General features: G+C 61.1%; 14 protein-coding genes and 1 tRNA gene. 7 read left to right on the top strand and 8 right to left on the bottom strand.

Annotated elements, in window-relative coordinates; genetic code table 11:
• Positions 1–23: 23 nt before the first annotated feature.
• Positions 24–944, bottom strand: coding sequence for a LysR family transcriptional regulator (locus HXS66_RS09505; protein WP_077375953.1), 921 nt, complete (start codon positions 942–944; stop codon positions 24–26).
• Positions 945–1,384: 440 nt separating this feature from the next.
• Between HXS66_RS09505 and arfB the strand changes: the two genes are divergently transcribed.
• The 4 genes from arfB (at position 1,385) to HXS66_RS09525 (ending at position 3,379) form a co-directional block, all read left to right on the top strand.
• On the top strand, positions 1,385–1,798 hold the full coding sequence (arfB, locus tag HXS66_RS09510; RefSeq protein WP_077375950.1) for an alternative ribosome rescue aminoacyl-tRNA hydrolase ArfB: 414 nt from the start codon (positions 1,385–1,387) through the stop codon (positions 1,796–1,798).
• 105 nt (positions 1,799–1,903) lie between these two features.
• A complete protein-coding gene (locus HXS66_RS09515; RefSeq protein WP_176503418.1) occupies positions 1,904–2,611 on the top strand; it encodes an SIMPL domain-containing protein in 708 nt (235 codons plus the stop codon).
• 73 nt (positions 2,612–2,684) lie between these two features.
• Entirely contained in the window at positions 2,685–2,987 is a 303-nt protein-coding gene (locus tag HXS66_RS09520) for a helix-turn-helix domain-containing protein (RefSeq protein ID WP_077375943.1), read from the top strand.
• 83 nt (positions 2,988–3,070) lie between these two features.
• The gene (locus tag HXS66_RS09525) at positions 3,071–3,379 is read left to right on the top strand and encodes a hypothetical protein (protein WP_084208557.1); all 309 of its coding nucleotides are present in this window, start codon (positions 3,071–3,073) and stop codon (positions 3,377–3,379) included.
• A 101-nt stretch (positions 3,380–3,480) separates the two neighbouring features.
• On the opposite strand, the gene HXS66_RS09530 is transcribed toward HXS66_RS09525, so the two are convergent.
• From HXS66_RS09530 to HXS66_RS09540, 3 genes are all read right to left on the bottom strand, one after another.
• Positions 3,481–3,816: a hypothetical protein gene (locus tag HXS66_RS09530; RefSeq protein WP_084208556.1), complete on the bottom strand. Its 336-nt coding sequence runs from the start codon at positions 3,814–3,816 to the stop codon at positions 3,481–3,483.
• A 349-nt stretch (positions 3,817–4,165) separates the two neighbouring features.
• A complete protein-coding gene (locus HXS66_RS09535) occupies positions 4,166–4,591 on the bottom strand; it encodes a DUF1090 family protein (RefSeq protein WP_176503419.1) in 426 nt (141 codons plus the stop codon).
• A gap of 445 nt (positions 4,592–5,036) precedes the next feature.
• Positions 5,037–5,113: transfer RNA gene (locus HXS66_RS09540), tRNA-Pro, on the bottom strand.
• 211 nt (positions 5,114–5,324) lie between these two features.
• On the opposite strand from HXS66_RS09540, the gene HXS66_RS09545 reads away from it, so the two are divergent.
• Positions 5,325–5,600 carry a hypothetical protein gene (locus HXS66_RS09545; protein WP_084208554.1) on the top strand — a complete coding sequence of 92 codons (276 nt, stop codon included), beginning with the start codon at positions 5,325–5,327 and terminating at the stop codon, positions 5,598–5,600.
• A gap of 319 nt (positions 5,601–5,919) precedes the next feature.
• Complete coding sequence (locus tag HXS66_RS09550) at positions 5,920–7,023, top strand: GGDEF domain-containing protein (RefSeq protein ID WP_127735216.1); 1,104 nt, start codon at positions 5,920–5,922, stop codon at positions 7,021–7,023.
• Positions 7,024–7,216: 193 nt separating this feature from the next.
• Here the strand turns inward: HXS66_RS09550 and HXS66_RS09555 are convergent, their stop codons facing one another.
• From HXS66_RS09555 to HXS66_RS09570, 4 genes are all read right to left on the bottom strand, one after another.
• Positions 7,217–7,756 (bottom strand): YaeQ family protein, encoded by a 540-nt coding sequence (locus HXS66_RS09555; protein WP_077375924.1) that lies wholly within the window; start codon positions 7,754–7,756, stop codon positions 7,217–7,219.
• Between the two features lie 160 nt (positions 7,757–7,916).
• On the bottom strand, positions 7,917–9,167 hold the full coding sequence (gene mtnK, locus HXS66_RS09560; RefSeq protein ID WP_176503420.1) for an S-methyl-5-thioribose kinase: 1,251 nt from the start codon (positions 9,165–9,167) through the stop codon (positions 7,917–7,919).
• 213 nt (positions 9,168–9,380) lie between these two features.
• Positions 9,381–10,808, bottom strand: a complete 1,428-nt coding sequence (gene cls / locus HXS66_RS09565) for a cardiolipin synthase (protein WP_077375918.1) — start codon at positions 10,806–10,808, stop codon at positions 9,381–9,383.
• A gap of 171 nt (positions 10,809–10,979) precedes the next feature.
• A complete protein-coding gene (locus HXS66_RS09570) occupies positions 10,980–12,485 on the bottom strand; it encodes a fumarate hydratase (RefSeq protein WP_176503421.1) in 1,506 nt (501 codons plus the stop codon).
• A gap of 463 nt (positions 12,486–12,948) precedes the next feature.
• Between HXS66_RS09570 and HXS66_RS09575 the strand changes: the two genes are divergently transcribed.
• Positions 12,949–13,710, top strand: coding sequence for an N-acetylmuramoyl-L-alanine amidase (locus HXS66_RS09575; RefSeq protein ID WP_255303184.1), 762 nt, complete (start codon positions 12,949–12,951; stop codon positions 13,708–13,710).
• Positions 13,711–13,776 lie beyond the last annotated feature (66 nt).

The raw sequence follows: 13,776 nt of genomic DNA on the forward strand, positions 1-13,776 counted from the left end.
TCTTGTCTTCGCCCCCGACAGGCCTACTCCTGACGGGGGCCACTGAAGGCCGTGATCCAGCGCTCCAGGTGGCGCAGAAGTTGAAGACTGGCCCGTGGCATGCGCCGTCCGATCCGCGTGATGATGTGGGCGCGTGCCTGGCGAAAGGCGCTGCATTCCACATCACGAGCGATCAATACGCCCTCCTCCAGCTCGCGCGCAGCCGCGAAGGCCGGCAGCAGCGTGATGCACAACTCCGAGCGTGCGGCCTGCTTGAGCACCTCCATGGAATTGGTCTGCATCACCATGTGGGGACGTACGCCCGCGTCACGAAAGCCGTCATCCATGAGCTGACGCACTCCATGGGTGGGGCCCCACAACGCCATGGGATGCGCTGCCACCTCTTCCAGGGTCAGCGCATGGTTCACCGCCGCCAGCGGATGCTCCGGGGACATCATCGCCACCAGCGGTTGTGGGCTTGAATGCCAGAAGCGCAATTGAGGGTGCACGCGTTCGTGGTACATCAGGCCGATATCCGCCTCATCCTCGACCACACGGTCGATGATGCTCTGCATGCTGCCGGTATTGACCTTGAGGGTGATCCCCGGGTACTGGGACCGGAAGGCGCGCAGGGGGATGTTGACGAGATCGCCCACGAAGCCTTCGCCGATGATCAGGCGAATCTCGCCGGTTTCCAGCCGCTGGTAGGCATCCAGACGCTCACCGAAGCTTTGATCCAGCTGTTCGCGCTGCTGAATGTAGTCCAGCAGCATCTCGCCCACTCGTGTCGGCTGTACGCCATCACGGGTTCGCTCGATGAGCGTGGCGGCCATCGCCTCTTCCAGCAATCCGATCTGGCGACTGACCGCTGACGGCGCGATATCCAGTCGAGCGGCAGCCTGCCGGATCGACCCCGCTTCAATGGTGACCTGAAAATAGACGAGGCGTTGATGCGGAATATCCATGAGTGAACGCTGCGCAAGAGGTTGAACTGAGGCCAGACATCCCGCATGTCCATGACCCTACGGAGGAACGTCTCGAAGGCCACGACCCGATGCCTTGACGTCGCGGGGACTGGGAAGCACGCTCGAGAAGAGCACTTGACACGAGAAAGACTCACGTGGATGCAGAGGCCGGCTATCAGCCGCCCGGCGGTCAGCGACTCCTGCCTCACTACGCAACAGCGTACCAGATACATGCCCGAGAAGGCGGAGTGAGTGTCGCCTGCCGTGATATCTTCGCAACCTGATTGTGCCAGACGAGGATATTCCCCTCTCGGCTGACTCTGTCGGCCGACTCTGCCGGCCGACACTCGGGTGATTCTGAAGCCCGACGTTGATTGCGGTAACATGACCCCACGACCGCGACAGATTCGATGCGGCTCCCCACGACAAGGAGATATGCCATGTTGACCATCTCCAGTTCGGTGACACTGGCGGATTGGGAAATCGACCTCACCCAGATTCGTGCTCAGGGCAATGGCGGCCAGAACGTCAACAAGGTGGCGTCAGCCGTCCACCTGCGGTTTGACGTGCAACGCTCCACCCTGCCCTCGTTCTACAAGGAACGCCTGATGCAGTTGTCGGATCAACGCATCAGCAAGGACGGCATCATCATCATCAAGGCCCAGAGCCATCGCACCCTTGAACTCAACAAGGAAGATGCTCTGGCACGCCTCAAGGCGCTGATCCTCGATGCCGTCAAGGTACAGAAGGCACGCCGCGCCACTCGCCCCAGCAAGGGCGCCAAACGGCGGCGGGTCGACAGCAAGACTCGCAAGGGCAAGATCAAGGCGATGCGCGGCAAGGTCCAGGACTGATCCGGCGCCCACGGCGGATCGACACACTCAGCGCTGATCGGCAGGCCCGGGGCTTGATCAGACAGGCTCGGCAACGGGCCTTCCACCTCTCAAGGAAGATGTGACATGCGCACTCTCGCAAGCTCACTGGTATTGGGCGGCCTGCTGGCCGTGGGGATGGTCTGGAGTGGCAGCTATCTCAAGGAAGCGGCACAGGTCTGGGAGGCGTCCAACCGGGTGGTGACGGTCAAGGGCCTGGCAGAGCGGGACGTCAAGGCAGACCTGGCTCTCTGGCCACTGCATTTCAGCGTCAATGCCAACCACCTGTCCGACCTGCACGAGGCGCTGGCTGATGATGAACGCAAGATTCGGGACTTTCTCACCGCTCGCGGCTTCCCGCCCGAGCAGATCAGCGTGACGTCACCGCAGGTAACCGACCTGCATGCCAACAGCTACAACGCACAGCGCCCTGACGAGCGCTACCGCGCCGAGGCCACGGTACTGGTGCGCTCGCCCGAGGTGGACCTCGTCAAGCAGAGCGCTTCCCGTACCGGCGAGCTGGTGCGTGACGGCATTCTGCTGTCGGCGGACTATGCCTACCGCACCGAATTCCTGTTCACGGGGCTTGCCGCTCTCAAGCCGGAGATGATCGCGGCCGCCACCGCGGATGCACGGCGTGCCGCGCAACAGTTCGCCGAGGATTCCGGCAGTCAGGTGGGGCATATCAAGCATGCAAGCCAAGGCTACTTCTCGATCTCGGATCTCGACAGCTATACCCCCGACATCAAGCAGGTCAGGGTCGTCACCACCATCGACTACACGCTCAGTCACTGACCTCCCGGCGGGCGGGCAATCGCCCCCGCCGCTCCTTATCGCCTTTCATGATTTCCTCGACAGCGGAGCCTGCATGTCCGACACCGTTCTCAGCAAGACCCAGACCAGCTTCTATCGTCGCCTGTTCGTGGCGCATCTCATCGCCCACGAGATCGCCAGCGTGCCGGACATCATCGAGGCCACCGGCATGCCGAGGCGCACCGCCCAGGACACCATCTCGGCACTTGCCGAACTCGAGATTGTCTGTGAATTCCAGCATGCGGAAGGTCAACGTCACAACATCGGTCACTACGTGATTCGGGACTGGGGGCCAATCAATGCCCAATGGGTCGCCGACAACGCCGCACGACTGCAACGAGTGCTGGGCTACGCGTGATTGATCGCCACGCGCGATTCGATGCACTGCTGACGCTGGGCGTCTGCACGATATGGCAGAGTCATTCTGGAGGGAGTTGAGACATGTTGACGGCGGACATCTGGACAAGCGCTCTCGAGCACGCCGTCATCGCCGTGATCATCCAGCTGATGCTCTGGCCAGTCTTCACGCTGTGGTCGTCTGGCGCCATTGCGGTCGCCATCTTTCTGGGCCGGGAAATTGCCCAGCACGAGTACAAGGGGGGTGGCCCCAAGGCAGTGGCCTGGGATCATGGCCTGCTGTACCACTGGAACTGGGACTCCAGCCTGGACGTGGCCCTGCCGCTGGTGTCATGCGTGATCTGCGCGACACTGGTGCAGGCTGCAAGACATTGGCGCAGGCGCTCTGCCTGAGCCGGAACGGCTGTGTCAGCCCCGCCTCGATACCGCTGCCCCGGCATCGAGTCATCCTGCCTGTACCGCAATTCCCTTGTGCACGTCTGAGGCACGCACTCTCAGCCAGAGTACGCCACTGGGGATACCTCGACCTGACGCTTCCTGCGTCGGATCGGGTGCTGCGCACGACTCTTGAGATACTCCGCCAGCGTCTTCGGCTCGATGCTGGGATGCTGATAGACGTAATCCTCCGTGATGATCGACAGGAATTCGGCACTGCGTGCCCCCGCGACCTCTATCCCCAGCACGAAGTCCTGTCCCTGATGCACCTCGAACAGGAAGTTGGGGGCTTGCGCCGCACAGGTCCTTGCCACGTAGCCATCCCCCAGACTTTCCTTGAGGATGGAACGCTCCGGGTTGAACCGACTCTCCATGTAAATGTTAACCGTTTTCATTCTCACCTCCCTTGAAGGCAAGCCAGTATATACTAGAAATCTAATACTCACAGCATCAAGAAAGCCATGCGAGCATGACCCGGCCTCGCAGATCGAGCCTTTCTTGATCTTGATCAATAAGCGCAATAACTCAGCAATATCAATATGTTGAAATGATATAACACGACCGGATGCAAGCCCTGACCCACTCTCGCTCACCGTATCAGATGCTCATGTCCTTTCATCCCGCGACAAAAGAAGAGGCCAACCGAACTCTCGGCTGGCCTCTATCTGGACTCTGGTCGGGACACTGGCGGACGAGGACGTCAAACCGGCTCATGTCTCTCTCATGTCTCTCTTATGAAAACGATCAAAGACTTCCATCGACAGCCAATTCACCTCTCGCCTCGCTCAGCGCTTTCTGGGCTTCCGTCAATTTCTTCTCTTTCTTCTCTATCTTGTCCTTGTCACCATCCGACAAGGCGTCTTCCAGCTCCTGTCGACGCTCCCCGACCTCCTCCTCCCTTTCGCGGATCTTCTGCTCTCTTTCCTTGTGCAAGGTGGATTCATCACAGCCATTTTCCACAGCCGCGAGCGCTTTCTTCAAGCCTTCCACCTTATGGGCATTTCCCTGCGCATTGGCATCCTCGAGCTCCTGCTTGATCGAATCTGCCTTGTCCTGACAACCAGTCACGAGTTCTGGAGAGGCCGCGGACACGGAAGATGCCAAGGCACTCAGCCCCATGGCAATCAATGGCAATGCGATAGCTCGGCCGAGGGTAGCGTCTCTGGACATGATCTTTTCCTGGGTGGTGGGTCTCGACCCACCAGTACCGTAATCGCTAATAGAAGACAAGCGAGAAGCACTGTCACGAGTTCACTGACAGCCAGCCATTGCACCTGGAAACCACAGAACCTGGAGACCGGCATCCATGCCCGTGCACCGATAGCCCCTTGAACCAGCGAAAGATCGTCAGCAAGTGAGCAAGGACGAAATCATGACGATAAAGTAGAACGGCAGGACGAGACGAGAAGACGAGAAGACGAGAGCAGAAGGATAGCGCTCGAGAAAGGACAACAGACCATGAGCGCTGGCAGCGCTCTGAAAGAACGCAAAGAAGCCAGCTCAAGGAGCTGGCTTCTTTGCAACGATGACCGAATGAACTGGGATCATATAGGGATCATCGCTCGGAATTCAGAGGCTTTCAAGCGAATGAAAATCTTCTGAACCCCTTCAATTCTGGTCGGGACGACAGGATTCGAACCTGCGACCTCTGCAACCCCATTGCAGCGCGCTACCAAGCTGCGCCACGTCCCGACTTCGTCCTTGAAAGGCTTCCCCCTCAAGACGAGACGTAATGTACCGCATTGATCTCAAAAAGAAAAGCCCGATATGAACATTTCTTGTCATTCGTCGCGCAAGCGCGTGACTCGCGACCCGTGGCGCTCCGGAAAAGATTGAATTCTCCCATGGGACGAACCATGTTCTAGTCATGACCCCATCAGTACCACTTGATAGGAAGGATGACATGGCGAACGTTCATTTCACTCTCACGACGCACCTGAAGAACGGGCAAACCGTCAGCGGCGACCCGATCAAGGTCAGTGCCAGTAGCACGCCGCAAACGGGCAACACGATACAGAAAGGGGACTGGCCGGCACTGGACGCCCTGTCACCCAACTTCCCCGTCACCGTCACGAAAGTGGAAGAAGATGATGACGGCAACACCCTCGTGGCACTCACCGAGTCGGACAAGCCTGACCCCTCGGACCCGGACAGCTATCGCTACACGCCGTGGAAATAGCCTCGGACAGGCAGCCACACGAGAAAAGATGCATCGGCCAGCCATTGGCAGTATCGTCCAAACAGCATGAGGACTATCTCATGAAAGTCGAGCCTGTCGCCGGGCCACTGCTGCCCTGCCGCCTGTCATCGAGGACAGGCGGCCCCTGAGGTGATGGTGAGTCACGCCCCCCGCACAGGCGAGAAACGTTGGGGCATAGTGAAACCGGAAACGGCTTTGCTCGAGTAGGCTGACACTGAACAACGACCAACGTCACATGAGCCTTCATCATCAGCCGATGCCTGAAGCATCCGACTGGCCCAATGACCGTCGAGGTACCATGACTCGTCTTGCAAAAATGGTAGGCACCAGCTGGCGCTGGTTGGTTGGCGAGAATGGCTCCGCACGACAGATTCTGCACCACGGGTTTCTGGTATCCGCCGTCCTGATCGGCCTGTTTTCCGCTGTCTTCAACTATCTGATGGAGCTGACGGTCCCCGCGTACAGCGTGGCGCTTGCCGTCATCAGTCTGATGGTCATGGTGATGTGGTATCGCTCACGTTTCCACGGGGAGTTCAGCCGCATGTCCTGGCTGTTCTGCACGCTGGTGACCTTCGTGATGCTGCCGGGCAACTGGGTCTTCAATCACGGCGCCTCGGGCCCGACGCTGCTGTTCTATCTCATGGCCGCCGCTTACGTGCTGGGGGTTCTCCCGCCGGACCGTCTGCGTCGTGGCGTCATCATCAGCGGCCTGATGCTGATGCCCTGGATTCTGCTGTGGGGGGAGATGGCCAACCCGCAACTGGTCTCCTCCTACGCGAGTACCGCGATGCGCAGCCTGGACATGGGGGTCAGCTATACCCTGGCGTTCGGACTGCTGAGCCTCGTGATCGCCGGTTATGCCAAGCGCATTCGAGAGGAGCGTGATCTGGCTCGCGCCTATGCAAAGAAGCTTGAACGCCTGAGCCGACTGGACAGTCTGACCGGACTCTACAATCACCGCACCATCCATGAACACGCCGAACACCACCTCAGCGGACGCGACATCAGCTGTCTGCTGATCTGTGATCTGGACCACTTCAAGCAGATCAATGATGCCCACGGCCACCCCTACGGCGACCAGGTCCTGGCGCACTTCTCGATGCACATCCAGACGTTGAGCCGAGAATACTCAGGCAAGGCCGGGCGTTATGGGGGAGAGGAATTCATGATCCTGCTGCCGGGCAATCTTGCCGTGGCCCGAGAATTCGATCGCCAGTTGCGTGAAAGCTGTGAGGCGTCTCCCCTGGCCCACGGCGTGATCCGCTTCAGTACCGGGGTCAGTGAACGGCGCCATCCGGATACCCTCAGCAGCTGGGTGCAACGCAGCGACGAGGCGCTCTACCACGCCAAGGCCAGCGGCCGTGATCAACTCATCGTCGATCACGACATCAGCATGGTGTGAGGCCAGGCCTCTCCGGCAATCAGATCTGCCTGCGTTGCGAGTCGTTCGCCACGATTCGCCCTCTACGATTTACCCCCTACGATTCGCCCTCTACGAGACGGCCCCCGCAAATCAAGATTTGCGGGGGGCCGTCTCGTGGTATCTGACCTGAAGGTTCAGGGGCAGTCAGCCAGTGCCGCGAACGGCATGTCGCTCAGCGCTCCCCTTTCAGCCACTCCAGATTGATCTCGTGCTGACCATTGTCATCGGTGATGAAGATGGTGCCCTCGGAGATCATCATGGTCCACTTGATGTTGCGTGGCAGGGATTCGGTGATGGCGTCCAGTGCGCCCTCAGGAACCGCGGCAATGCTCAGATTGGACAGTCCAGCCACTGCCGGCACCACCTTGGTTTCCCAGACGCGCAGGCTACCGTAGGCGAGCAGCGAGGTGCGCTCGGTGCGCCGCGAACACCAGGTCAGGCGCTCGGCATCCGGCTGGCCCACCTCGATCCAGTGCAGCACGCGGCCATCCAGACTCTTCTCCCACAGCGCCGGTTCATCGACGTCTGACAGACCACGCCCGAATGCGATGTTCTCGCTGTACCACAGCGCATGGCCCAACAGGCGAACACACAGACGCAGCTCGGTTTCAGAGGGGTGACGGGCAACGGTAAAACGCAGGGTCTCGTAGACACCACGATCAAGGTCGGTCAGCGAGAGATCAACCTTGTAAGGCGTGGAAGACAGGGCCATGAAAGTCTCTTATTGAAAAGCGGATGCTCGGCAGGACATCTCCCGCCAGCGACCCACGCAGCCAGGACAAGCCTGTCTGCGTGGCGATGAAAGCGCAGAGTCTACCCTAGCCGGCGCCGCAACGCTTGCGACGAGCGTCAAAGCCCTGACGCCGCATGCCTCACCCCAGCAGACGCGCGACCACGCCATCCGCCGCCGCGAGGTCTTCCAGCGACTCACGCGCAAGGATGAGCTCACGCCCGAGTGCCAGGGCACGGCGCTCGGCACGCGCCCGCACGGCATCATCGTTGATCGACTCAAGCTCCAGCACGTGCGCAAGCCCGATGGTGCGACGAATCAACTCACAGCCCGCATAACCCAACGCATCACGCAGGATACGGCTCAGCAATCGTTCCGCCACCCCGGGTGCCGCAAAGCTGGCATCCGACGTGTGGGCGGCCTGCTCACGATACTCGCGGGCAAAGCTTTCCCAACTGGCGACCGCCTGGGCACGCAACTGCGCCACGTAGCCACGCCTGTCGCCCACCTCACCCTCGAGTTCGGTATGCGCGCAGGCTGCCAGCCACAGCGCCGCCAGCCAGCTGCCGATATCGAAGCCCGCCGGACCGAAGAAGCCGAATTCCGGGTCGATGACCTTGGTGCTGTCTTCACGCACGAAGATCGATCCCGCATGCAGGTCGCCATGCAGCAGCGCCTCGGGCGTGGACAGGAAGCGCTGCTTGAGCTCCGCCACTTCCACTTTGAGTGCCGCGTCCTGCCACAGGGCTTCGGCATCCGCGCGCAGCGCCGGATTGATGCTGTTGCGCTCGTGATCGCAGAAAGGATCCACGAAGAACAGGTCTTCGGTGATCTTGCATTGATCGGGATTGGTGAAGCGTGCGACGCGCGCCTTCTTGTCGTGGGCATCGAGTGCCAGATCACTGCTGCGATAGAGCGTCGTGGCCAGAAAATGCCCCATCTGCGCGCCCAGCTCAGGTAACACTGTGCGCTCAAGAAAGGCGTGTCGCAGATTGCGGTGATCGCCGATATCTTCCATCACGATCGCCGAGCGGGCTTCCTCGAAGTGATAGAGCGCCGGCACCAGTTCAGGCGCGCAATCGGCCTCGAACTGCAGCGTCTCGGCCTCGATGCGCACCCGCACCAGCGACAGCGGCCAGCTTTCGCCGATGATGCGCACCCAGGGCAGCCCCTGCTTGACGATCACCGAGGTTGAGCGGTCCGGCGTGCAGACGCGATAGACATAGTTGATGTTGCCATCGCCGATCTCCTCGACCAGCAGGTCACTGGCCGTCGCAAAGCCCGGCAACTGATCATTGACATGCTGGCGTGCGAAGGCAATGACATCGGCGTCATCCCGGAATTGATACTCGATGGAAGGTGCCTGGCTGGCGTGAGGGTCTTGAACGGTCATGGCAGGTCTCAGCGCGGAATCATGAAGCCGCCGTCCTGAATGCCCTCTCCAATGCATGGCGAGAGGAGCATCCAGGCTCTCAGTTTATTCCAAAAAGAAATAAACAGGCGATCAGTTATAGCGAGAAGATGCCTGCAATGGCCACGAATGACAAGACCTGCCGAGTGAGTTTCGTTCAACTCGGCAGGCGGCAGGTTCATGCAGTGCGCGGGGTCACTGGATCGGGGCCAGCAGATAGGCCGCCCGCGACACCAGCTTGCGCCACATGGGCCTCGCCTCCAGCTCCTCGCAGCTGATCTCGCGACAATGACGGAAGTCCTCCTCGAGCATGGCCTCCACCTCTGCCGCGAACTGGTGATCCGGCACGAAGGCCGTGACCTCGAAGTTCAGACGGAAGGAGCGATTGTCGAGGTTGACTGTCCCGATGGTCGCCGTGTGACTGTCCATCAACATCACCTTCTGATGCAGAAAGCCCGGCTGATAGCGGAAGACGCGCACGCCCGAGCGAATCATGTCGGAGAGGAACGAGAAGGCCGACAGGAACACCAGCAGATGATCGGGACGTTCGGGGATCATCACCCGCACATCCACGCCTCTCAGCGCTGCCAGCTTCAAGGCATCCTGCACGCCCTGGTCCGGCACGAAATAGGGGCTGGTGATCCAGATGCGGCTGACCGAGGAGTGGATGGCCTGCTGAACCAGCAGACTGGCTGTCTCGCGACGGTCCGCCGGGCCGGAAGGCACGATCACCACGTGCTGACATTCTTCACAGCTGATGCGCGGCTCCCACTCCAGCGACAGCACCTCGCCAGTCGCCCAGTGCCAGTCCTCCCAGAAGGCCTCCTGCAGCCCCATCACGCTGGGTCCTTCCAGCTTGAGGTGAGTATCGCGCCAGGCGCCGTAGCGCTCGGAATGGCCCAGATACTCATTGCCCACATTCAGTCCGCCGACAAAGCCCACTCGGCCGTCGATGACGGTGATCTTGCGGTGATTGCGGAAGTTGATCTGGAAGCGGTGCCGCCAGCCCCGCGAAGAGTTGAAGGCACTCACCTCGCAGCCGGATTCCAGCAGATCATTGAGGTACCCATCCGGCAGCTTGCGCGAGCCGATCTCGTCATACAGGAAACAGACCCGCACGCCACGTTCGGCACGCTTCATCAGAGCCTGCTTGAGCCGTACACCGAGCTCATCATTTCGCACGATGAAGAACTGGATGAGGATGTAATCCTCGGCCGCCTTGATGGCCGCGAACAGGGCATCGAACGTCTCCTCGCCATTGATCAACAGCTTGGCGCGATTGCCGGTGGTCACCGGCATCATCGCCAGACGTTCGATGGCATCCAGGTGTGTGGGGTTGCCGCCCAGCGGACGCGAGAGCCAGGGGGAGAGCTTGGGACGAAAACGCATCAAGACGCGTCGCATCGTCGAGTCACGCTCCTCGCGGGCACTGACATAGCCATAGAAACGGGGACGCCCGAATACCCAGTAAAGCGGCAGGGCGACGTAGGGGAAGGTCAGCAGACACAGAATCCAGGCAATCGCACCCTGTGAGGTACGACTGGACATCAGGGCCATGACGGCGGTCATCGCACCCAGAATGTGACTGCTCAACAGCAGAAAGCCAAGTAACCAGGCGGTCATTGCAGCTCCATTGCAGGCGTCAGGGTCGCCAGATTATGCCACAGCTGCGCTGGCAACGATGCCTCGGCGTGGCAGAGTCCAGATGCGCAGAACCCCGCCGATGTCATGACACGGGCGGGGTTCCTGGCTCATGTCCTCACGGACATGACGTACACATCACGCAGACGGCCTTCAGGCGCGGCTGGCGATGATTTCCTTCCACTTGGCCGGGCCGGTCTGGTGCACGGAGACACCTGCACTATCGACCGCCACGGTGACCGGCATGTCCTCGACCTCGAATTCGTAGATCGCTTCCATCCCCAGGTCTTCAAACGCCAGCACGCGGGACTTCTTGATCGCCTGGGCGACAAGGTAGGCGGCGCCGCCGACCGCCATCAGGTAGCTGGACTTGTTGTCACGGATGGCGTCGATCGCGGTCGGGCCACGCTCGGCCTTGCCGACCATGCCCAACAGGCCGGTCTCTTCCAGCAGCGTACGCGTGAACTTGTCCATGCGGGTCGCGGTGGTCGGGCCAGCCGGACCGACGACTTCGTCACGGATCGGATCGACCGGGCCGACGTAGTAGATGAAGCGACCTTTCAGATCCACCGGCAGCTGCTCACCACGTGCCAGCATCTCGGTCATGCGCTTGTGGGCCGCATCACGCCCGGTCAGCAGCTTGCCGTTGAGCAGCAGGGTGTCGCCCGGCTGCCAGCTCTGTACTTCCTCGGGCGTCACGGAGTCGAGGTTGACGCGCTTGACGCTGTCGCCCGCTTCACGGGTGATTTCCGGCCAGTCCTCGAGCTTCGGTGCCGGCAGTTCTGCCGCGCCGCTGCCATCCAGGGTGAAATGCACGTGACGGGTCGCCGCGCAGTTCGGGATGATCGCTACCGGCTTGTTGGCCGCGTGGGTCGGGTAATCCATGACCTTGATGTCGAGCACGGTGGTCAGACCGCCGAGGCCCTGTGCGCCGACCCCCGTCGCGTTGACCTTCTCGAACAGCTCGAGACGGATCTCTTCGGCGCGGTTGGAGGCACCACGCTTCTGCAGTTCCTGGATATCGATCGGCTCGAGCAGGGATTCCTTGGCCAGCTGCATCGCCTTCTCGGCGGTACCGCCGATGCCGATGCCCAGCATGCCAGGCGGACACCAGCCAGCGCCCATCTTCGGAATCTGTTCCAGCACCCAGTCGACCACGGAGTCGGACGGGTTGAGCATCGCGAACTTGGACTTGGCTTCGCTGCCGCCGCCCTTGGCCGCGACGTGGATCTCGACGGTATCCCCCGGCACCAGCTTGTGGTGGATGATGGCCGGCGTGTTGTCCTTGGTGTTGGCACGCTTGCCGTCCGGGTCTGCCAGCACGGAGGCGCGCAGCACGTTGTCCGGCAGCAGATAGGCGCGGCGGACGCCTTCGTTGACCATGTCATCCAGGCTCATCTCGGCCTCGAAGCGCACGTTCATGCCGACATGGACGAAGACGGTGACGATACCGGTGTCCTGACAGATGGGACGATGACCCAGGGCACACATCCGGGAGTTGATCAGAATCTGCGCGATGGCATCCTTGGCGGCCGGATTCTCCTCACGCTCGTACGCCGCGTTCATGGCGTCGATGAAGTCCTTCGGATGGTAGTAGGAGATGTACTGCAGCGCGTCGGCGACGCTCTGGATCAGGTCATCCTGGCGGATCACGGTCATCAGGATCGGCTCCTCAAGGGCAAGCGATGGAAAAGACAGGCACACTGGCGCCCAGGGCGTCAGGCCGATTACTGTTGTCAGGGACAGAAATCGCGCCACCATGGGGCGGGCGCCGGGTCAGGTGGCCAGGATTATACCTCAAGCGAGCACGCGGCGGCAGAGCGAATCCTGCAACCCGCATGTCAGGACATCCCAGCTCATCCAGCGCAAATGACGGGCGTGGAGACTGCCATCATGCCCCGCGCGATGACCCCCGATTCACTGCCACCTCTTCACTGCCACTTCCCCTCGCGAGCGACTCATGACATCAGGCTTCAACGCGTTTCGCCCTCTCACCTGCTTGACGATAGCCTCGCTGACGCTGCTGTCGGGCTGCATGCAGCATTCCCGGTCGGACACTGACGAGGCCTCGGGGAGCTATCAGCGGATGGAGGCCAGCACCGAGAGTCAAAGCAATTCTCGCGTGCGCCATCTGGTTCTGCATTACACCGATGATGATCTCACAGGCTCTCTGATCAGCCTCACCGGCGCTGACGTCAGCGCGCATTACCTGCTCTCGGCACCTGCAGATGGCGAAGCGCTTCCCCGTGTCTACCCGCTGGTGTCAGAGAACCGCCGCGCCTGGCACGCCGGCATCAGCCAGTGGGATGAACGCGGCCACCTCAACGACACCTCCATCGGCATCGAGATGGTCAATGCCGGGCCCGAAGCGCTCACGCCCCTGGCACCCGGGCAGACGGAGACCCGAGCTTCCGGCGTGGCAAGGCGCTGGTCCCCTGATCGCCACTTCGCGGCCTGGAACGAGCAGCAGATCGCGGCCTTGATCGCGCTGGCCTCCCCCATTGTGCACCGCCATGACATCAAGGCAGTGGATGTCGTCGGACACTCCGACATCGCCCCGGACCGCAAGACCGACCCGGGCCCGCGCTTCCCCTGGCGCCGTCTGCATGAAGCCGGCATAGGGGCCTGGCCACGGGATGCCGACGTCAGCTGCTTTCGACGACAGATGGCCAGCGATGGACTGCCCGCAGAGAAGACCTTGATCGCGGCACTCGCCCACTATGGTTATCCAGTGGAGGCCGAGCGACCCTGGATGGCGATCGCCGCGTTCCAGGCGCACTTTCGCCCCGGGGCCATCAGTGGCCAGTTTGATGCGGAAAGCGCCGCGATCCTGCTGGCCCTCAACATGCGCTATCGCCAATCGACGCCCTGTCAGGCCCGGTGAACCGGGGAATTTCCGTCATCCAATCGTCATTCATCTGTCACATTGCTGCCGCAGCATCGACACTTC

Origin of the sequence: Cobetia sp. 5-11-6-3, assembly GCF_013374055.1 — a bacterium.
Lineage (GTDB): Bacteria > Pseudomonadota > Gammaproteobacteria > Pseudomonadales > Halomonadaceae > Cobetia > Cobetia marina.